The 19,544-nt window shown below is 65.3% G+C and carries 18 protein-coding genes; 6 read left to right on the plus strand and 12 right to left on the minus strand.

Features of this window, described 5'->3' with window-relative positions; genetic code table 11:
- Positions 1-51 precede the first annotated feature (51 nt).
- A complete protein-coding gene (locus DIE11_RS05575) occupies positions 52-1,023 on the minus strand; it encodes a LysR substrate-binding domain-containing protein (protein ID WP_124622094.1) in 972 nt (323 codons plus the stop codon).
- A 135-nt stretch (positions 1,024-1,158) separates the two neighbouring features.
- Here DIE11_RS05575 and DIE11_RS05580 point away from each other — a divergent pair, with 135 nt between their 5' ends.
- Positions 1,159-3,459: an NADP-dependent malic enzyme gene (locus tag DIE11_RS05580; protein WP_124622096.1), complete on the plus strand. Its 2,301-nt coding sequence runs from the start codon at positions 1,159-1,161 to the stop codon at positions 3,457-3,459.
- A gap of 266 nt (positions 3,460-3,725) precedes the next feature.
- Here DIE11_RS05580 and DIE11_RS05585 read toward each other — a convergent pair whose 3' ends face one another.
- From DIE11_RS05585 to DIE11_RS05625, 9 genes are all read right to left on the minus strand, one after another.
- Entirely contained in the window at positions 3,726-4,295 is a 570-nt protein-coding gene (locus tag DIE11_RS05585) for a YdeI family protein (RefSeq protein ID WP_124622098.1), read from the minus strand.
- Between the two features lie 260 nt (positions 4,296-4,555).
- Positions 4,556-5,683, minus strand: a complete 1,128-nt coding sequence (locus DIE11_RS05590) for an aminotransferase class V-fold PLP-dependent enzyme (protein ID WP_059600227.1) — start codon at positions 5,681-5,683, stop codon at positions 4,556-4,558.
- A gap of 249 nt (positions 5,684-5,932) precedes the next feature.
- Complete coding sequence (locus DIE11_RS05595) at positions 5,933-6,310, minus strand: RidA family protein (RefSeq protein WP_124622100.1); 378 nt, start codon at positions 6,308-6,310, stop codon at positions 5,933-5,935.
- A gap of 264 nt (positions 6,311-6,574) precedes the next feature.
- Complete coding sequence (locus tag DIE11_RS05600) at positions 6,575-7,039, minus strand: cytochrome c (RefSeq protein ID WP_124622102.1); 465 nt, start codon at positions 7,037-7,039, stop codon at positions 6,575-6,577.
- A 59-nt stretch (positions 7,040-7,098) separates the two neighbouring features.
- A complete protein-coding gene (locus DIE11_RS05605; protein ID WP_124622104.1) occupies positions 7,099-7,599 on the minus strand; it encodes a cytochrome c in 501 nt (166 codons plus the stop codon).
- On the minus strand, positions 7,596-8,141 hold the full coding sequence (locus tag DIE11_RS05610; protein ID WP_124622106.1) for a methylamine dehydrogenase light chain: 546 nt from the start codon (positions 8,139-8,141) through the stop codon (positions 7,596-7,598). Before DIE11_RS05610 ends, DIE11_RS05605 begins: the two co-directional genes overlap by 4 nt.
- Positions 8,142-8,180: 39 nt before the next feature.
- Complete coding sequence (gene mauD / locus DIE11_RS05615) at positions 8,181-8,816, minus strand: methylamine dehydrogenase accessory protein MauD (RefSeq protein ID WP_124622108.1); 636 nt, start codon at positions 8,814-8,816, stop codon at positions 8,181-8,183.
- A complete protein-coding gene (locus DIE11_RS05620; protein ID WP_124622110.1) occupies positions 8,813-9,367 on the minus strand; it encodes a MauE/DoxX family redox-associated membrane protein in 555 nt (184 codons plus the stop codon). The genes mauD and DIE11_RS05620 overlap by 4 nt, the downstream gene beginning before the upstream one ends.
- 7 nt (positions 9,368-9,374) lie before the next feature.
- A complete protein-coding gene (locus tag DIE11_RS05625; RefSeq protein ID WP_124622112.1) occupies positions 9,375-10,532 on the minus strand; it encodes an amine dehydrogenase large subunit in 1,158 nt (385 codons plus the stop codon).
- Positions 10,533-10,773: 241 nt separating this feature from the next.
- Here DIE11_RS05625 and DIE11_RS05630 point away from each other — a divergent pair, with 241 nt between their 5' ends.
- The 5 genes from DIE11_RS05630 to DIE11_RS05650 all read left to right on the plus strand — a co-directional run bounded on the left by DIE11_RS05630 (position 10,774) and on the right by DIE11_RS05650 (position 16,831).
- The gene (locus DIE11_RS05630; RefSeq protein ID WP_124622114.1) at positions 10,774-11,736 is read left to right on the plus strand and encodes a helix-turn-helix domain-containing protein; all 963 of its coding nucleotides are present in this window, start codon (positions 10,774-10,776) and stop codon (positions 11,734-11,736) included.
- Between the two features lie 142 nt (positions 11,737-11,878).
- Positions 11,879-12,823, plus strand: coding sequence for a GlxA family transcriptional regulator (locus DIE11_RS05635; RefSeq protein ID WP_124622116.1), 945 nt, complete (start codon positions 11,879-11,881; stop codon positions 12,821-12,823).
- A gap of 483 nt (positions 12,824-13,306) precedes the next feature.
- Complete coding sequence (locus DIE11_RS05640) at positions 13,307-15,019, plus strand: M36 family metallopeptidase (RefSeq protein ID WP_124622118.1); 1,713 nt, start codon at positions 13,307-13,309, stop codon at positions 15,017-15,019.
- 78 nt (positions 15,020-15,097) lie between these two features.
- Positions 15,098-16,351, plus strand: coding sequence for a M20/M25/M40 family metallo-hydrolase (locus DIE11_RS05645; RefSeq protein ID WP_124622120.1), 1,254 nt, complete (start codon positions 15,098-15,100; stop codon positions 16,349-16,351).
- Positions 16,352-16,468: 117 nt separating this feature from the next.
- Complete coding sequence (locus tag DIE11_RS05650) at positions 16,469-16,831, plus strand: YbjQ family protein (RefSeq protein ID WP_059600237.1); 363 nt, start codon at positions 16,469-16,471, stop codon at positions 16,829-16,831.
- 6 nt (positions 16,832-16,837) lie between these two features.
- Here the strand turns inward: DIE11_RS05650 and DIE11_RS05655 are convergent, their stop codons facing one another.
- Both DIE11_RS05655 and DIE11_RS05660 read right to left on the minus strand, forming a co-directional pair.
- The gene (locus DIE11_RS05655) at positions 16,838-18,061 is read right to left on the minus strand and encodes an MFS transporter (protein ID WP_124622122.1); all 1,224 of its coding nucleotides are present in this window, start codon (positions 18,059-18,061) and stop codon (positions 16,838-16,840) included.
- Between the two features lie 196 nt (positions 18,062-18,257).
- Positions 18,258-19,397, minus strand: a complete 1,140-nt coding sequence (locus tag DIE11_RS05660) for a porin (protein WP_059534205.1) — start codon at positions 19,395-19,397, stop codon at positions 18,258-18,260.
- Positions 19,398-19,544: the final 147 nt, after the last annotated feature.

The raw sequence follows: 19,544 nt of genomic DNA on the forward strand, positions 1-19,544 counted from the left end.
CGGGCGTGGCGCCGCTTCCGGCCGGGCGGGTGCGGGCCGGCGCCCGACGCGTTATCGCGGTCCCTCGACGTAGGTTTCCCTGCAGATCTCGCGCAGCGCCTGGACGAGCAGATCCCGCGTCGGCGCATGCGTTTCGGCGGCGCGGGTAAACAGCGCGATGGGCGGCAGCGTCCAGACCAGCGAGTAAGGCACGATCGCCACGCCGGCGATGCGCACCATTTCTTCCGCGATATCGGTCGGCACGATCGATACGGCGTCGTCGCTCGATGCGATCATTTCGCCGATCAGCTTCGACGAGTAGCTTTCGACGATCGGCACGGGCGGCGCGATGCCGGCCGACAGGAACAGGTCGGTCACCTGCTCCCGCATCGGCGTGTGCGGCGCGCCGAGAATCCAGTCCAGCTCGTGCAGCTTCTCCCAGTCGAGCTTCATGCGGGCCAGTTTCGCGGCGAGGCGCCGGCTCGCGATCATCCGGGGCTGCTGCTGGTACAGGACTTCGAAGGAAACCTGTCCCAGATCGACCGCCGACGACGCCCGCCCGATGACGAGATCGACGCTGTGGTCCTTGAGCTGGAGCAGCAGCTGGTCGCTGGTGCCTTCGTGGATCGTCACGGTCAGGCGCCGCTCCATCCGGGATTGCAGCCGCTTGAGCGCCGCCGACAGCATCTGGCCCGAGATAAACGGAATCACGCCGATATGCAGGTGGGCGGCGTGGCCAGCGGCGACCGCCTCCATCTCGCGGGCGAGATGGTCGAGGTCCTTCAGCATCGCCCTGGCGCGCTCGAGCACGACCGAACCGAGCGCGGTCGGCCGCATCCCGCGCGACGAGCGCTCGAACAGCGGCGTGCCGAACATGCTTTCCAGCTCGGACAGCGCGTTCGTCACGGCGGGCTGGCTGCTCGCCATGTGCTCCGCGACGCGCGTGAGCGACCCGTGCTGCTGGATCTGCAGCAGCAGCATCAGGTGCCGCATCTTCAGGCGCGCACCGAGCCGCCTGACCACGTCGTTCGCGTCGAATGTCATTGCCGGACCGCCACATCATCATGAAAAAGTGATGGACCGATATTAAAACAGAATCATCTCCTTATGGACGATCCCTAGAATCACCTCATGGATCGCGTCGGGACTGGCCTGGCGCGCACGCCCGGACCCAAAAACATGAAACAGACAGAGACTCAGCAGCAGGCCGCGTACGACTATCACGAGTTTCCGACCCCGGGGAAGATCTCCGTCGTCGCCAGCAAGCCGCTCGTGACGCAGCGCGATCTCGCGCTCGCCTACACGCCCGGCGTCGCCAGCGTGTGCGAGTCGATCGCCGCCGAGCCGCTGAACGCGCATCGCTTCACGAGCCGCGGGAATCTGGTGGGCGTCATCACCAACGGCACCGCCGTGCTGGGTCTGGGCAACATCGGCGCGCTCGCGTCGAAGCCGGTCATGGAAGGCAAGGCCGTGCTGTTCAAGAAGTTCGCCGGGATCGACGTGTTCGACATCGAGATCAACGAGACCGATCCGGACAAGCTCGTCGACATCATCGCCGGCCTCGAGCCCACCTTCGGCGGGATCAACCTCGAGGACATCAAGGCGCCGGAGTGCTTCACGGTCGAGCGCAAGCTGCGCGAGCGCATGAAGATTCCCGTCTTCCACGACGACCAGCACGGCACCGCCATTACCGTGGCCGCCGCGTTCATCAACGGGCTGAAGGTGGTCGGGAAGTCGATTTCCGAGGTGAAGGTCGTGACGTCGGGCGCCGGTGCCGCGGCGCTGGCCTGTCTGGACCTGCTCGTCGACCTCGGGCTGCCGGTCGCGAACATCTGGGCGACGGATATCGAAGGCGTCGTCTATCGCGGCCGCACCACGCTGATGGATCCCGCCAAGGAACGCTTCGCGCAGGAAACCGACGCGCGCACGCTGTCCGAAGTGATCGGCGGCGCCGACGTGTTCCTCGGGCTGTCGGTCGGCGGCATTCTGAAGCCGGAAATGCTGAAGGCGATGGCCGCGCGTCCGCTGATTCTCGCGCTCGCCAATCCGACGCCGGAAATCTTCCCTGAACTCGCGCATGCGACGCGCGACGACGTCGTGATCGCGACAGGCCGTTCGGATTTCCCGAACCAGGTCAACAACGTTCTCTGCTTCCCGTACATTTTCCGCGGCGCACTGGATGTGGGCGCAACGACGATCACCCGCGAAATGGAAATTGCCGCGGTTCACGCGATTGCCGGCCTCGCGCAGGAAGAGCAGAACGACATCGTCGCGGCAGCCTATGGCGGCGATGAAGTGTCCTTCGGTCCGCAATACCTGATTCCCAAGCCGTTCGATCCGCGCCTGATCGTGCGTATCGCGCCGGCCGTGGCCAAGGCCGCGATCGAAGGCGGTGTGGCGACGCGCCCGCTCGCGGATCTCGACGCGTATGTCGAACAGTTGCAGCAGTTCGTCTATCACTCGGGCGCGTTCATGAAGCCGCTGTTCGCGACCGCGCGTCAGCTCGTGCGTGACGGCGGCAAGGCACGCATCGTGTTCACCGAGGGCGAAGACGAGCGCGTGCTGCGCGCGGTGCAGGTGATCGTCGACGAGAAGCTCGCGCGTCCGATCCTGGTCGGGCGTCCGGAGGTGCTGCTCGCGCGTATCGAGCGATTCGGCCTGCGCCTGCGTCTCGGTCAGGATGTCGAAGTGACCAATCCGGAATATGACGAACGTTTCCCGCAATACTGGACGACGTATTGGGAATTGCGCTGCCGCGACGGCATCTCGAAGGAAATGGCGCGCGTCGAAATGCGGCGCCGCCTGACGCTGATCGGCGCGATGATGGTGCGGCTCGGCGATGCGGACGGGATGATCTGCGGGACGGTCGGCGAATATCACAATCACCTGCGGTTCGTGGACGAAGTCATCGGCAAGAAGCCCGGTGCGTCGACCTACGCCGCGATGAACATCCTGCTGCTCAATCAGCGGACGGTCGCGCTGGTCGATACGCATGTCAACGACAACCCGGATGCGGAGCAGATCGCGGAATTCACGATCGCGGCCGCGCGGCAGATGGAGTGGCTGAATCTCTCGCCGAAGGCTGCGTTGCTGTCGCGGTCGAACTTCGGGTCGGGGAGCGCGGCTTCGGGCGTGAAGATGCGCCGAGCGCTCGAAATCATTCGCACGCATGCGCCGGATATCGAGGCGGATGGCGAAATGCACGGCGACTGTGCGCTCGACGAGGCGCTGCGGTCGCGGCTGCTGCCGATGTCGCCGCTGAAGGGTGCGGCGAACCTGCTCGTGTGTCCGAACGTGGATGCGGGGAATATCGCCTATAACCTGCTCAAGACCGAGGCCGGCAGTAACGTTGCGGTCGGGCCGTTCCTGCTGGGGGTCAATGGGCCGGTGAACATTCTCACGTCCAGTGCGACCGTGCGACGGATCGTGAACATGACGGCGTTGACGGTGATCGAGGCGAATCGCAACGCGGCCGTGTAATTGCAGTTGATGCGGGTCGGCTACGGCCGACCCCGTCGGTCATCGGGCCGTGGTCCGCTGAAAAAACGATATCCGCGATTCAGGTATCAGGATCGTCGGCAAGCGGCGCCGGCTTCGGCAGCCGCCCCTGTTCGCGAGCCATGGCGATGACGGTAACGACTGCGTACATCGACGAACCGCCATCTGGCTGGACCGCTGCAGAAACGAATCGGCCATGACAGGTTCGGTGCCCGCGTTTCGCAAGATCTCCATCAGACGCACGAGATCTACGGATGGAGGGTTTCACCGCGGTTCAGCATGTCGACGAATTCCGCAATTTTACGCGCCCGTGTTTCCGGCTTTTTCGCATTCTGTATCCGGAACAGGATGGCGTAGCGGTTGCGGCTATTCAGGGTTTCAAAGAACGCCTTGGCTTCCAAATTTGCGTTCAACGCAACCTGCAGGTCGTCCGGCACGGTCGAGTTGCCGGCCGACGTATACGCAGCCTTCCAGCGGCCGTCCTGCCGCGCCCTCTCGATCTCGCGCATGCCCGGCGCGCGCATTCTGCCCGCGGCGATCAGCGCTTCGGCCCGGTCTTTGTTGAGTTTGGACCAGATACTTTTTGCGGAGCGTGGAGTGAAGCGTTGTAGCCAGTGCGTCGCGCTCTCGGCCTGCTTTTGGCCATCGATCCAGCCATAGCAGAGCGCGCTTTCCAACGCTTGACCATAGGTGACGGTTCGCTGCGTGGCGCCCTTTTTCGCCAGACGCAGCCATACTCCGCTCGACGTGCCGCCATTTTGCGCTAACCAGCTTTCCCATTCGGTCTGACTGGCAAATGTCAGCGCGCATTCGGTCATGTCACTGTCCTGAATGGTTGAGTACGGGCGTGGGAAACCGTCCGCAGTCCAACAGTGCTTATACGAATAGCAGCGTCCGTGGTGCGACCCAATGCGGGCGTGCAGTCGCCACTATCCGTCGGCTCGTTTGGGTCGGAAGCCGCCGCCGAGTCTGGCGGCTTCCAACCTCGGTCGATCGTTCGGATGGCACATCCCTTCGATGGCCTCGATCATGTCGAGCGCACCATGCGTGCGCCCCACCCTTGGATCGAAAGCACGCCCTACAGAATCCGTTCCAACGCGCTGGCAAACCTACGGACCGCGGCATCGACGTCATGCAGCTTGTCGAGACCGAACAAGCCAATGCGGAACGTCTTGAAATCCGCCGGCTCATCGCATTGCAGCGGCACACCGGCCGCGATCTGCATGCCGACATCGACGAATTTCTTGCCGGACCGGATGTCGTCATCGTCGGTGTAGCTGACCACGACGCCAGGCGCCTCAAACCCTGGCGCCGCCACGCTCCTGAAACCCTTCTCGGCCAGCAACGCGCGAATCCGCGTGCCGAGTTCGAGCTGTTCCGCCCGCACCTTGTCGAAGCCGTATGCGTCCGTTTCCTTGATCACATCGCGCAGCGTCGCAAGGCTGTCCGTGGGCATCGTCGCGTGGTACGCGAAGCCACCGTTCTCGTAGGCTTCCATGATCTGCAGCCACTTGCGCAGATCGCAGGCAAAACTGGTGCTGGTCGTCGCATCGATGCGCTCGCGAGCGAGCGGGCTGAGCATGACCAGTGCGCAACCCGGCGACGCACTCCAGCCCTTTTGCGGCGCGCTGATCAGCACGTCGACACCGCTCTTCTCCATATCGACCCAGATCGTGCCGGACGCGATGCAATCCAGCACGAACATGCCGCCGACCGCATGCACGGCGTCGGCCACCGCGCGCAGATACGCATCGGGCAACATCATCCCGGAGGCGGTTTCGACGTGCGGAGCGAACACCAGGTCCGGTTTGTGTTCCTGAATCGCGGCGACGACTTCTTCGATCGGGGCCGGCGCAAACGCCGCCTGCCGGCCTGATTCGACAGGACGCGCCTTCAACACGATCGATTCGGACGGAATGCTGCCCATGTCGAAAATCTGCGACCAGCGGAAGCTGAACCAGCCGTTGCGGATGACCAGACACTTCTTGTTCGTCGCGAACTGCCGCGCCACGGCTTCCATGCCGAACGTCCCGCTGCCGGGGACGATGACGGCCGCCTTCGCGTTGTAGACCTTCTTCAGCGCGGCGGAAATATCGCGCATGACGCCCTGAAAGCGCTGCGACATGTGATTGATCGACCGGTCGGTGTACACCACCGAATATTCGAGAAGCCCGTCGCGGTCGACATCGGGAAGTAATCCTGGCACGTTCGCCTCCGGTAAAGGATGAAGCATGGGATGAGGGGGCGCGGTATTCGTGAGTGGCTACCGCTGCGCCCATGCAAATCTGCATGATTGCCTTGACGACGAACGATTCTAACGAATGCAGTCTGACGTTGGGGATTTGCGTGTTTTGTGCGGTGCACGCACGAAGCAATCATGTGGCGCATGTCTCGGCGCATCCGACCGCGTCGCTTGCAAGACCGGCTCTCGTCGGTTTTCCGGCATTTCCCGCGCTCAAGGCCTGCAGGCAATCGCCTCGATCTCGATCTTGGTGCCCACCATGTTCGTCGCCTGCAAGGTCGATCGTGACGGCTTGTTCCCCGGGAAGAACTCCCCATAGACACGATTGAATTCGGCGAAGTCGCGCGCGTCCTCGAGCCAGACGGTGGTTTTCACCACGTCGCCGAGTGTGCATCCCGCCAGCGAGAGTACGTGGGCGACGTTCTTCAATGTCTGACGCGTCTGCGCTTCGATTCCGCCCGCGACGAGGCTCCCGTCTTCGTTTCTCGCCACCTGACCGGATACGAATACCAGATCGCCGGCTTTGGTCGCCAACGATCGGGGCAGGTTTCGTGTGACCGGATTGCACTCTGCAAAGTATTCGATCGCCATTTGAGCCTCCCACGATCCATCCGGCGCCGGTGTTGGCTTACGAAAACGAGCGTAACGCGGAAATGGCGCGCTGCCAATTCGGTATTCTCGGTCGGGAAGCCGCTACGCGCCGCAGCATCCGGTCAACGCAATGCGCATCGCCTGCGCGGCGTGCCCGATCCTCGGCGTCGAGTTGATCCGCGCGTGACGGCGCGGGGATACCGCGCCGCCCCGAATACCGGCAATCCGCCGTGCCCGGTGCCGAATCTCCATCAGCGAAGTCGATCAGTACCGATCCGACACGCCGTCGATCCCACGTTCGTGCAGCGCACGAACCAGCCTGGCACGTACCGTCGCGACGTCCGAAAACGCCGGCCGTCGATGCGAGGCGACTTCGGCGGCGGTATAAGGCTTGAAGCCACGCGGCAGCGCATCGCGGTTCATCGTCGTGAGCACCCAGTTGAGCACGTCGGCGAGTTCCTCGTCGGACAACGCCGAGTTCGACGCGCCGGGCACGCGCATCACGTACTCGCGCCCCGCCGGCAGATGCGTGAAATAACCGAGCGAATTCGCGAGAGGCGGCACCTTGCCCGGAATGCCGCCACCTGTCGCCGTGTGGCAGCCCATGCAATTGAGCACCCAGTGTTGTCGCGCGAGTGTGGCGTCGGCCACGCCGTCGGCATGTGCGGGTACGGCAATCGCGAATGCCGCGGCAGCGACCGCCAGCATCGAAGACAGACGGCGTGCCATGAACGCTCCGATCCGCGACGCCGCCACACGCCGGCCGCGACCACGAATGCGCAGGGTATTCAAAGCCCCAGCCCCTTCGTCACGACCGCACGTTGCGCATGAACGGCCGTGCCGTCCATCTCCTTCGCGCGTGCCGCGCGAATGTCGGCCGCCGTGAACGGCTTCGCGTCGCCGTGCTTGTCGTTGAGATCGAATACGACATAGTTGAGCACGTTCGCAATATCGTCATCGCTCGCACTCGCGAACGACGGCATCTTGAAGTTGTAGCGCTTGTCGTGCACCGTGATTTCGCCGAACATCCCGTGCAACAGTGTCGCGACAAGCTGCGCACGGCCCGCATCGGCCGTTGCATACCTGCCCGGGTATTCGGTCAGCGGCGGCGCGAGGCCGTCCTGCCCCTTGCCGCCCGCCTGGTGACACACCGCGCACTGCGCATCGAACAGGCTCTTGCCCGCCGGGTAGTGGACGGCCTGCTGCGCACCGGCGAGACCCGGCCACGCAAAACCCGCAACAGCCGCCACGCACGCGACAACCATCGTTCCAGCTTGCTTCATTTTCATTGCTTCGCCGCCCCCAGCAGGACCGAAACCGAACAGTGGTAATTCGAATTGCCGTTCGCCATGCACCAGTTGATGTCGTTGTTCAGCGACAGCTTGTACAGCGGCTTCTCGCGCTCATTGCGGTTGCAGAAGCACTTGCCGCACGACGTCTTTCCGCAGCAATCGTTGTACGACACGATGTAGTCCGAACCGTCGTGCGGGTTGCGGCACGTGCCGATCCACGTGATCGGCGACGGCGTCGTGCCCGGCGGGCAACTGCTCGACGTACCGCCGCAGCAGCTGCACAGCCAGCCGTCGATGGCGCAGTATTTCCAGTAATCGCAGCTCATCGGATCGTCGCTCGCGCCCGGCGCGGCAGCACCCGAAGCCGCCGATGCGCCCGACGTTGCATCCGCTGCATATGCGGTGCGATCGACGGGCAAGAGCGGCAGCATCGCCGATCCGACCAGCACCTTGCCGAGCTTCGCCATCGCGCTGCGCCGCGAACTATGCTGCGCGACGCCGCGCGCCGACCGCTCGAACCATGAATCAAACAGCCCCATGTGGTTGTTCTCCGTTGACGTTGAAAGAGAGCCGGCCGATCACGCGTGCTGCGCGTGCCCTTCGTGACCGCCATGGTCGAGATTGCCGTGCACGAACTGCTGCAGCGATGCAACGCCGCGCTCCTTCGCTTCGAACAGGCTCTCGAGATGCTCGCGGGTGTTGACGAGACCCTTTGCGCGCACGGTACCGGTGTCGTCGAGCAGCACCGCGTACGGCAGCTTGCCGATCTGGTACGCGAGGCCCAGCTCCTGCGACAGCACGTACGGGAAACGCGCGAGGTCGTGCTTCCGTGCGAAGCGCGTGTGGTCGTCGAGATCGCCGTCGCTCGCGAGCACGATGTTCACCGGCGTCGATTCGCTCGCCTGCAGCGACGGCAACAGCGGCAGCAGCTTCTTGCAGACCGGGCACGTCGGCGACAGGAAGAACAGCAGCGTCGCCTTGCCCGATGCATCGATACCGCCGACCTTCACCTGCGAGCCGCGAATGTCGGTCAGCTCGAACGTCGGCGCGATCGCGCCGACCGCCGGCCCCTTGTCGATCATCAACGCGCCGGCCGGCATGATCCGTTCGTACAGGATGCCGATCTGACGCACGAGCGCGAGACAGATCGCGCCGAGCGCGAGAACGGCGACCCACAGCAAGGCGGTGGAAACGGTGAGAGCGGTTTGCATCATGAATTCCTCAGATGGGAAAGGCGCGGTACGTTGGCGAGCAGCACGTCGACGGTGAGCAGCGCGCAGACGATCAGAAGCACGGAAGAGAACAGCGTCAGGTAGTCGAACCACACGATCGCGCGGCTGCCCGGTTCGACGAACGCGATCGCGGCCAGCACGACGAGCAGCAGCACGCGCGCGACATGCAGCCAGCCGATGCCGCGCGGCGCGGCCGCGCGCGCGGCGGCAAAACCGGAGCAGCCGCAGTCGATGTCGGTATGGCCGCGCAGGATGTTGATCGTCATGCCGGCCGCGAAGACGAGCAGCAGTGCAATCAGGCCGAGCGCACCGGTCGTGCGCGTATCGGGAAACAGCAGCGCTGCGGCGCAGACGGCTTCCGCGAGCGGAATCGCGAACGCGGCGGGCGCGTTGAGTACCTCAGGCAGCAGGCGATAGCCGGCGAGCGCCTGCCGGAACGCCGCGGGCCGGCGGATCTTGGCGAAGGCGCCGAGCAGCACGACGACGGCAGCGCCTGCCTGCGCGCTGGTGGCAAGTACGGGATCGAGCGTCATCGCGGCCTCACGGGTTCACGAGCAGCGTCGACGTACTGCCGATCTGCTTCTCGATGTGCTGCGGCTTACCCGTTTGCGCGTCCATCACGGCAAGATCCGACGTGCCCGTCAGCCCGTAGAACAGCGGCTTGTCGTCCTCGCTGACCTGGATCGACACGAGCGGATCGACCTTCAGCTGCGCGAGGTCCCAGCGCGCGACACGCTGTTTCGACTTCAGGTCGTACACCCAGACCTGCGTGCCGGGATCCTTGTGCGTGCCGTCCCCGCCCTTGTGCATCAGCACGTAGTAGCGGTTCTGCTTCACCTGCACGGCCGTCTGCTGCATGCCGCCCGGGCGCCAGCCTTCGGCTCGCTCGGCGTCGGTCAGCAACGACCACGACTTGCCGAACGCCGGCTTGTCGCCGCTGAAGTCGGCGCTGCGCACGTTGCCGTGGTACGTCGTGAACAGATAGCCGCCGTGGTAGCGCGAAGCGTTGATGAAGGCCGGATCATTGTCGACGTCGATGAATGCATCGGACATCGTGCGCTTCATCTCCTTGCCGTTCGCGTCGAGCGTAACGGTGAGCGCCTTGCCGCTCTCGCACAGCGCGGTGAACCGGTCGTTCCCTGACGGATAGGCGAGCACGCATGCCGCGGTATCGATCTCCGACAGCACCGCCCTCGACACCGCGTCGATCACCGTCACCGACGCGGCCGGCGTGATGTTCGCGACGTACAACCGCTTGCCGTCGGCGCTGAACGCGGTGTTGTACGGTGACGGCACGTGCTGCCCGTGCTTCGCCGGAATCACGATCTCGCCCGTGTGATCGAGTGTCGTGTTGTCGGTCATCTCGACGACGTCGGTGCGCGTGCCGTGCGAGCCGCGCGAGAAATAGGTCGTCGCGATGAAGCTCGTCTTGTGGTCGGGCGAGATCGCGAGGCCGGGCGCGAAGCCGCCATCGATCTGGCCGAGCAGCTTCTTTGCGTCGGCGTCGTACACGAAGATGCGTCCGTCGGTCATCGTCGGCATTGCGATATCGACAACGTACACCTCGTGCGGATGCCACGGCGGCATCTTCTGCACGACCAGTTCCTCGGGCTTTTCTGTCGCGTATGCGCTGCCGGCCCACGCCGCCGCGAACGCCAGCGTCGCCGCGAAAGCCGCGGTGCGTCGCCTTGTTCTCATGTCGCCTCCAGTTGGGATTCACGTTATGTTGGGCGACTGTAGTTCGACAATAAATCCGTTCAGCACCCGGACCGGCAACGCGTGCGTGCCGATTCGGGATATTGGAAAACCGCCTGAAAGGCACCCGCGGTCGAGACCTTCCGCCCCCTCCAAAACCCCCATGGAAATAGCGCTCATCCGTATTGCACCGACCGTGCGGTCGGTTTAATCTTGCGCGGTCCGAACGACCGCCGGAGGCGCCATGCTCGTGTTTCATCAGATGTTCGACGACGCGGACCGGCATGCCGAGGCGCTGCGCGGTTGGGATCAGCGCTATGACCAGATCGGCTCCGGCTCGTATCGCAGCGCGGTCAAGCACGCGGAGTTCGACGGCGTGCAACTGTTCCAGGAAGCGGCGAACGTGCGCATCATCCAGCGCGGACGCCTGCCGCCCGGCCATACGGTGCTCGGCATGCCGCTCACCGGCTCGGGAACCTTCGCATTCGGCGATGCGCGCATCGAGCGCGGCACGATCGTACTGGCGCGCGGCGGCTCGCCTTTCGAACTCCATTCGCCCGACGACATGTCGCTGATCGGCGTGGTCGTCGATTCCGAGCTGATGCAGCAAATCGAGGATGCCGCCGATGTCCGGCTCGACGAGCGCGCGTTGCGGCGCGGCGTCGTCGACGTGCCGGTCGCCGCACGCGAACGCGCGAGCGTGCAGCTCGCGACGCTGCTCGAACGCGTGCTGTCGGCGCCCGATACGTTCGATACGGCGCGTGCGAAGTCCGGGCTGCGCGGCGATGTCGCGAACGTGCTCGTCGATTTGCTCACGTATCGCATGCCCGAGCCGTCGAATCGTCTGACGCATGCGTGCCATGCCGACATCGTGCGGCGCGTGCACGACTACGTGATCGAGCACCCGGAGGCGCCCGTCGACATCCTGAGCCTGTGCACGCAACTGCGCGTGAGCCGGCGCACGATGCAGAACAGCTTCCAGTCGGTCGCGCAAACCGGCCCGCTGAACTACACGCGCTCGCTACGCCTCGCGCAGGTGCGACGTCTGCTGCTCGACACGCGGCAGTCCGACCTGCCGATCAGCGAAGCGGCCGCGCGCTGGGGCTTCATCCACCTCGGGCATTTTGCGAACGCGTACAAGGCCCAGTTCGGCGAACTGCCTTCGACGACAGCGCGCCGCGCGGTGCGCGGCGCAAAAACGCGCTGAGCACCTGAAAAACCCGCGATAATCGTGCGTTGAACGTTCGGCTTGCGCGAGCCGGGCGCGGCATGCGCGTGCCTGCCCGCTCGCCGTGCCACGTTGCGTCGCGCCCGTACGTGACGACCACCCGATTCCACCCCACGCCCCGATGCCCGAGGATTTCCACTTTCTGTTGCTGCCCGGCTTCTCAGCGCTCGGCTTCATGTCGGCGGTCGAACCGCTGCGCGTCGCGAACCGCTTTCGCACCGAGCTGTACCGCTGGCACGTGATCAGCGCGGACGGCTCGCCCGTCGCCGCGAGCAACGGCATCCCGGTCGCCGCCGAAGCCGCGTACGCGGACGTCGCGCAGGTCGAGACGGTGTTCGTCGTCGCCGGCTTCGATCCGCTGGTGTGCTACGACCGCGCACTCGGCGACTGGCTGCGCCGCCAGAACCGGCACGGCGCGACGCTCGGCGGCATCGACACCGGCAGCTTCGTGCTCGCGGAAGCCGGGCTGTTCGACGCATCGCAAACGCTCACGCTGCACTGGGAAGCGCTCGCCGCGTTCCGCGAACGCTATCCCGGCCTGAACGCGACGCAGGAACTGTTCGAGATCGATGACCGGCGCATCACTTGCGCGGGCGGCACCGCGTCGATCGACATGATGCTCGACCTGATCGGGAGACGGCACGGCGCCGATCTCGCGGCGGCGATCTCCGAGCAGTTCGTCGTCAGCCGCATCCGGCAACGCTCGGACAGCCAGCGGCTCGAGATCGCCGCGCGCTACGGCGTGCACAACCGCAAGCTGATCCAGGTGATCGACATGATGCAGCGGCATATGGAGAGCCCGCTCGGCTCGGACGCGCTCGCGCAGGACGTGTCGATCACGCGGCGCCAGCTCGAACGGCTGTTCAGCGCGACGCTGAACGACACGCCGACACACTTCTACCTCAACCTGCGCCTCGATCGCGCCCGCGAGCTGCTGCAGCAGACCGACATGAGCATCACGTCGGTCTGCGTCGCATGCGGCTTCGAATCGCCGTCTCATTTCTCGCGCGCGTATCGCTCGCGTTTCGGCGTGAGCCCGCGCAGCGACCGCCGCGCGACGCGCTGAGCAGCGCCGCTTTTACGTACAATCCGGCGCGCTATTGCGCGCTTCGACAGCGTTTCACGTCATTCGATGAACAATGCCGCCGATTGATCGACTGACCGAAGCGGCCTTCGAAAATAAATTGCAATGTCGCCGAAAATATTCTGTAACATACCTCGCAATTAATTAGATAGGCAGCCCTAAGGAGATGAGAGCCCGGGCCTGACACACGTCGCGCCACGCAGGCTGCCGAACCGCTATCAATGCCGATCCGAGGGGTATGACATGACGATGCTCGCTTCGCCGTCGCCGCACCTGCCTTCCGTTCGCTTCCCCGCCGCCTTTCCGCTTCAATTCGTTTCGACCTGACGCTTAGTCGTCCTCAGTCAGTCGAATCTCCCTGCACCGCTTTCTCGCACCGGTTCCATCGAGCCGGCGCGTGGGCCGTGTCGTGCCTGCTCGCCACAAGCGCGCGGGCGTGTTCAACCGTTGAGATGAGGATCACGTATGCAGACATCACGCAAAGCATTGCCGCTCGCCCTGGGTCTCGCGCTCGGCTTCGGCATCGTCGGCGGCAGCGCGGCCGATACCAAGGTCGCGAACCCGCAGGCGTCGAGCCTGCGCGAAAGCCTGACGCGCGGCGTGGCACCGGCCGCGACCAAGGCCGACACGGCCGCCGGCCAGTTCCGCGCGGACGGCGTCGCCGTCACGCTGTACAACCCCGCGTATCGCGCAAAGAAGGCGGCCGCCACGCCCGCCGCCGCCGCGCGCGATTTCGTCGCATCGCAGGCAACGCAGCTCGGGCTCGACCCAGCCGCGCTCGCGAGCCTCGCGGTGACGTCGGAGCGCGACGACGCCGATTTCACCGTCGTGCGCTTCCAGCAGCAGGCGGCCGGGCTGCCCGTATACGGCAGCGATATCGCGGTGACGGTCGCGAAGGACGGCCGCATCCTGTACGTCGCGAGCAACACGATCAACGGCGTGGTCGCCACCGCGCGCAAGGCGCAGGCCGTCGACCAGCAGCAGGCGCTCGACCGCGCGCGCGCGTATCTCGGCGTCGGCGGCTTCACGAACCTCGACGCGCAGCTCGTCGCGTTCGTCGACAAGGCCGGCACGCATACCGCATGGAAGGTGCGCGGCCGCCCGCAGGACGGCCCGAAGGGCGACTGGGAACTGCTGATCGACGCGGGCAGCGGCGAAGTGCTGCGCGCCGAGGACAAGGCGTTCTATGCGACCGACGGCACCGGTTTCGTGTTCCGGCCGGATCCGCTTTCGTCGACGAAGAGCAGCTACGGCAGCACGGGCTACAAGGACAACAACGATGCGGATTCCACGCAGCTCACGGCCTCGCGCGTACGCGTGACGCTGAAGGATCTCGCGCAGTCGAATTCACGCTACGTGCTGTCGGGCCCGTATGCGTCGTGCGTCGACTTCGATGCGCCGCGCGACAACGCCTGCCCGGCACAGGCCACGCCTACATTCGAGTTCACGCGCGGCAACCTGTACTTCGAGGCGGTGAACACGTACTACCACATCGACACGTTCCTTCGTTACGTGAATCAGACGCTCGGCATCAAGGCGATGCCGTACCAGTACACGGGCGGCGTGCAGTACGACCCGCACGGCGAATCGGGCGACGACAACTCGTCGTACTCGTCGAGCAGCGGCCGGCTCACCTTCGGCCAGGGCGGCGTCGACGATGCGGAAGATGCGGACGTCGTGATCCACGAGCTCGGCCACGGCATCCACGACTGGGTGACCAACGGCGGCCTGTCACAGCAGGAAGGCCTGTCGGAAGGCACCGGCGACTATCTCGCCGCCGCGTACAGCCGCGACTTCAACCAGTGGAGCCCGTCCGACGCGCAGTATCACTGGGTCTACAACTGGGACGGCCACAACGAATACTGGGGCGGCCGCGTGACGAACTGGAACGTCGGGCGCACCTACGCGCAGGCACGCGGCGCCGAGATCCACACGGCCGGCCAGTACTGGGCGTCGTGCAACCTCGTCGCGCGCGACGCGATCGGCGCACAGGCGATGGACAAGGCGTTCCTGAAGGGCCTGTCGATGACCAACAGCTCGACGAACCAGAAGGCCGCCGCGCAAGCGGTGCTGACAGCCGCCGCCGCACTCGGCTACAGCAGCGCGCAGCTCACGGCGATCGGCAATGCGTACAACAAGAGTTGCACGTACGGCGTGACCGTGCCGCAGAAGTCGTAATTCCGTAGCAGGCGGGGGGCGTCGCACGACCTGCGGCGCGCCCACTTCCTCGACATCGCCATCCTCACGAGATCGAACATGCCTACTCTGACATTGACCCGCCTGAGCGCCGCGCTGGGCGGCATGCTGCTGACCGCCGCCGCGCACGCCACGCCGGTATGGATCACGCTCGGCGACACCGCTTTCCGCCAGCTTCAACGCATCGATGCGAGCGCAACCGCGCAATACAGCACCACGCTCGACGCCGGCAAAGCGGCCGACGGCGCCGCGCGCCGCGAAACCGTGCACGTCGTCGAGATCGACGACGCGCGGCTCGGCGAACTCGCCCACGCGGTACACCATGCGCGCGGCCACGGGCCCGGCTACATCGTGCACGACTCGTTCGACGACGCACGCCTGGCGTTGCAGCCGGTATCCGCGGCGCTCGCGAAACAGGTGGCCGCGACCGCTTACACGGTGTCGAACGCGCCGCAGATCAAGACCTGGGTGCAGCAACTGCAGGCCAGTAACATCGTCGGCACGATCGCATCGATGTCCGGCTTCACCAACCGCTACTACACGACGTCGTACGGCGTCGCCGCATCGGACTGGCTCGCGCTGCAGTGGAAGCAACTGGCCGGCTCGCGCACCGACATCGCCGTCGAGCAGTTCGCGCATACGGGCTTCCCGCAGAAATCCGTGATCCTGACGATCCGCGGCAGCGATCCCGCCGCAGGAACGGTCGTGCTGGGCGGCCACCTCGATTCGACGGTCGGCCGCACGACGGAAAACACGCGCTCGCCTGGCGCCGACGACGATGCGTCCGGCATTGCCAGCCTGACCGAAGCGCTGCGCGTGCTGCTCGCGAACGACTACCGGCCGAAGCGAACGATCAAGTTCGTCGGCTACGCGGCCGAGGAAGCCGGGCTGCTCGGATCGAAGGCGATCGCCAAGCAGTTCCGCACGCAGAATGCGAACGTGGTTGGCGTGCTGCAGCTGGACATGACGAACTACAAGGGCGATCCGAAAGACATCTACCTGATCACCGACTACACGAACGCCGCGCAGAACACCTACCTGACGAACCTGGCGAAGACCTACCTTCCGGAACTCGCGATCAGCACGTCGCAATGCGGATATGCCTGTTCGGACCACGCGTCCTGGAATGCGCAGGGTTATCCGGCGTCGTTCCCGTTCGAGGCCGACCAGAACGACAGTCCGTACATCCATACCGTGAACGACACGCTGGAGAATTCGGACCGGCAGGCGAACCACGCGCTGAAGTTCGGCAAGCTGGCGCTCGCGTATGCAGTCGATCTCGGCGGTGACGGCAGCGCGACCGTCAAGCGCTGACGCGACCTCGCCGCCTCGAGCCGCACCGGGCGCGCGCGTCGTGCGCGCCCATTCGAGTGCGTTTCCCGTTCCGGATAGAATCGTCGTTCGATCACTTCCGCAACACGGTGCACATCCATGACCGACCTCCCCCGCTCCGCCGACGATCTCTCGCCCGAGCGCGTCACGACCGCGTTCGACCTGCCCGGCCACACGACCGTCCGTTCGCTCGGCGTCGCGCAGGGCATCATCGTGCGTTCGCGCTCGATCGTCGGCTCGTTCGGTGCGGCGCTGCAGACCATTTTCGGCGGCAACATCACGCTCTATACGTCGCTGTGCGAGAAGGCGCGCGAGCAGGCATTCGACAAGATGCTCGCCGACGCGCGCAAGCTCGGCGCGAACGCGATCGTCGCGATGCGCTACGACTCGACCGAGATCGGGTCGGGCGTGACGGAAGTCATCTGCTACGGCACGGCCGTGCGCGTGACGCAGGATGCCTGACGCACGTCATGCGTCGCGTTCGAGCGACTTCATGTTGGTCAGCTGAGGAAACAGCTTCATCCATGTCAGCGCGACGGCGATCGTCGCCGCGCCGCCGACGACGATCGCGGCCGGCGCGCCCCACCACGCCGCCGTCACACCCGATTCGAATTCACCGAGCTGGTTCGACGTACCGATGAACAGCGAGTTGACCGCGCTCACGCGGCCGAGCATGTCGTCGGGCGTACGCAGTTGCACGAGCGACAGGCGCACGACGACGCTCACGACGTCCGACGCACCCAACGCCGCCAGCGCGACGAGCGACACCGCGAAATGCCTCGACAGCCCGAACACGATGGTTGCGATGCCGAACGCGATCACGCCGCCGAACATCGCGCGGCCGGGCCGCCCCTTCAACGGAAAACGCGTGAGCCACAGCGTGCCCGCGAGTGCGCCGACCGCGGGCGCCGCGCGCAACGCGCCCAGCCCCCACGGCCCGACCTGCAGAATGTCGCGCGCATAGATCGGCAGCAGCGCGGTCGCGCCGCCGAACAGCACCGCGAACAGGTCGAGCGACAACGCACCGAGGATCGCCGGTTCGCGCCGGATGAACGCGATACCGGAAAACACCGAGCGCAGCGTGACCGGCTCGCGCGCGGGGGGCGCGCTGCGCAGCGGAATCGTGCCGCTCAGCACCGCCGCGATCGCGAACGCGACGACGCTCGTGCCGAACGCGGCGGGCGCGCCGACGCCATACAGCAGCCCGCCGAACGCCGGCCCGAGAATCTGCGCGGCCTGGTTCGCGGACGTCGATAGCGCGGTCGCGCGCGGCAGGTCGCCGCGCGGCACGACGGCCGGCAGCAGCGACGACACCGACGGCGATTCGAACGCGCGCGCGGTGCCGACGATCGCCGCAAGCGCATACACGCCCGGTGCGGTGAGCCCCCCTTTCGCAGTGCCGAGCAGGAATACGCCGGCGGCCAGCGCCTCGACGCTCTGGCAGATCGTCGCGATGCGCCGGCGATCGTAGCGGTCGGCCACCTGCCCGACGACGAGCGTCAGCGCGAACATCGGCACGAACTGCGCGAGCCCGACGAGACCGAGCGCGAACGCGCTGTGCGTGAGCGCATAGACGTACCAGCCGATCGCGACCGACAGGATCTGGAACGCGAGCGACGACATCACGCGCGTGCCCCAAAAGCGCTGGAACGGTGCGTGGCGGAACAGGTTGGCGGGTAACGGTGCGGTCATCGGAGGGATGTGTGGAAGCGGGCGATCGGCGAGACACGGGGCGCGTCAAACCGCGATGATATCGCCAACCGCCGAAACCTCGTCTCGCGCGCGTCCGCCACGCGCGGCACCACACCGTACAAAAAAAAAGCGCGAACCGCGGTTCGCGCCAAAGAGAGACCTCGCTGAAGACGTCGAATGAACTACCCCACCCCGCTCAGAACGAATGCCGCATCCCGATCCGCACATCGGCCTGCGTCTGCGTCGTCGACGGCGTGAAGCTGTAGCCGATCACCGCATCGACACCCTGCGAAGCACGCAGGTAATCGCCGGAGATGTACACGTCGGTGCGCTTCGACAGCAGGTAGTGCAGGCCGGCCGTGCCCTGGTTCCAGTGGTGGCCTTCGAAGCGCGTGTGCTGGTAGCCCGCGATGAAGCTCAGCGCCGGCGTGAACTGGTACAGGCCGCCGCCTTCGTACACCTGCATGTGCGACGACTGGCCGAAGCCCTTGATCGTCGTGTACGAGAAGTTCGCGTCGAGCGACAGCTTGCCGATCGTGTAGCTCGTGCCGATGCCGAACGTGCCCTGGCTGTCGACGTCCATCGCGGTGTTCGCGAACAGGTCGGTGCGGGCGCCGGTCGCCGGATCGACGGTCACGGTCTGCTGGCCGAGGAACGTATGCGTGCCGATCATCGCGTACGGGTCGAACGCATAGATGCCGTTCGGGTTGTTCAGGCGCGTGTAAGCGGCGCCGATCGAGAAGTCGCCCTTCGTGTAGCTTGCGCCCGCGCTCCATGCGCTGTTGCGATGGAAGTTGCCGGCGACGTTGCCGAACGAGTACATCGCGCCGAACTTGAAGCCGCTCAGGTCGTTCGACAGGAACTTGACCGAGTTCGGCAGGCGGTCGCCATTGAAACGGTCGAAGTCGCCCTGGTGGATCGCGTAGCCGCTGCCCCATGCCGAGATGTTGTAGATCGACACGAGCTCGTTGGTGATGTCCAGCTGGTTGCCGAACGACAGCGTGCCCCAGTCGTTCTGGAGACCGACATAAGCCTGCCGCCCGAACTCCGCCCCGCCGAAGCCGAGCTGGCCGTTGCCGAGGTGGAACCCGCTCTCGAGCGCGAACACGGCCTTCAGGCCGCCGCCGAGATCTTCCGTGCCCTTCAGGCCGAAGCGGTTCCCGTAGGAAACGCCGTCATCGAACTTGACCACGTGCGAACCGCCCGTGTTGTTCACGTACGTAATGCCCGCATCGAGAATCCCGTATAGCGTCACGCTGCTCTGCGCGTGGCCGATGGCGGGAATACAGGCCGCGCATGCCAGCGCGGCGGCTACGGCAACTTTCTTTTGCTTCATTGTCGACCACCCTCCCTGAACCCTTCGATGGAAAGAACCGTGGCCTGGCGCGCGCAGCAATACGCCGGCTGATTCGAATTCGTTACGTCCGCTGGCTTCGGCATTTCGTTTTCCGCAATAACGCAGCCATTGGCGAAAAATACAAAC

This window comes from Burkholderia sp. Bp9012, from assembly GCF_003853825.1.
GTDB lineage: Bacteria > Pseudomonadota > Gammaproteobacteria > Burkholderiales > Burkholderiaceae > Burkholderia > Burkholderia diffusa.

Excerpts from the sequence above, each read along its gene's own strand:
- DIE11_RS05575 (WP_124622094.1), bottom strand. The coding sequence starts at position 1,023 with ATGACATTCGACGCGAACGACGTGGTCAGGCGGCTCGGTGCGCGCCTG.
- DIE11_RS05580 (WP_124622096.1), top strand. The coding sequence starts at position 1,159 with ATGAAACAGACAGAGACTCAGCAGCAGGCCGCGTACGACTATCACGAG.
- DIE11_RS05585 (WP_124622098.1), bottom strand. The coding sequence starts at position 4,295 with ATGACCGAATGCGCGCTGACATTTGCCAGTCAGACCGAATGGGAAAGC.
- DIE11_RS05595 (WP_124622100.1), bottom strand. The coding sequence starts at position 6,310 with ATGGCGATCGAATACTTTGCAGAGTGCAATCCGGTCACACGAAACCTG.
- DIE11_RS05600 (WP_124622102.1), bottom strand. The coding sequence starts at position 7,039 with ATGGCACGCCGTCTGTCTTCGATGCTGGCGGTCGCTGCCGCGGCATTC.
- DIE11_RS05605 (WP_124622104.1), bottom strand. The coding sequence starts at position 7,599 with ATGAAAATGAAGCAAGCTGGAACGATGGTTGTCGCGTGCGTGGCGGCT.
- DIE11_RS05610 (WP_124622106.1), bottom strand. The coding sequence starts at position 8,141 with ATGGGGCTGTTTGATTCATGGTTCGAGCGGTCGGCGCGCGGCGTCGCG.
- mauD (WP_124622108.1), bottom strand. The coding sequence starts at position 8,816 with ATGATGCAAACCGCTCTCACCGTTTCCACCGCCTTGCTGTGGGTCGCC.
- DIE11_RS05620 (WP_124622110.1), bottom strand. The coding sequence starts at position 9,367 with ATGACGCTCGATCCCGTACTTGCCACCAGCGCGCAGGCAGGCGCTGCC.
- DIE11_RS05625 (WP_124622112.1), bottom strand. The coding sequence starts at position 10,532 with ATGAGAACAAGGCGACGCACCGCGGCTTTCGCGGCGACGCTGGCGTTC.
- DIE11_RS05630 (WP_124622114.1), top strand. The coding sequence starts at position 10,774 with ATGCTCGTGTTTCATCAGATGTTCGACGACGCGGACCGGCATGCCGAG.
- DIE11_RS05635 (WP_124622116.1), top strand. The coding sequence starts at position 11,879 with ATGCCCGAGGATTTCCACTTTCTGTTGCTGCCCGGCTTCTCAGCGCTC.
- DIE11_RS05640 (WP_124622118.1), top strand. The coding sequence starts at position 13,307 with ATGCAGACATCACGCAAAGCATTGCCGCTCGCCCTGGGTCTCGCGCTC.
- DIE11_RS05645 (WP_124622120.1), top strand. The coding sequence starts at position 15,098 with ATGCCTACTCTGACATTGACCCGCCTGAGCGCCGCGCTGGGCGGCATG.
- DIE11_RS05650 (WP_059600237.1), top strand. The coding sequence starts at position 16,469 with ATGACCGACCTCCCCCGCTCCGCCGACGATCTCTCGCCCGAGCGCGTC.
- DIE11_RS05655 (WP_124622122.1), bottom strand. The coding sequence starts at position 18,061 with ATGACCGCACCGTTACCCGCCAACCTGTTCCGCCACGCACCGTTCCAG.
- DIE11_RS05660 (WP_059534205.1), bottom strand. The coding sequence starts at position 19,397 with ATGAAGCAAAAGAAAGTTGCCGTAGCCGCCGCGCTGGCATGCGCGGCC.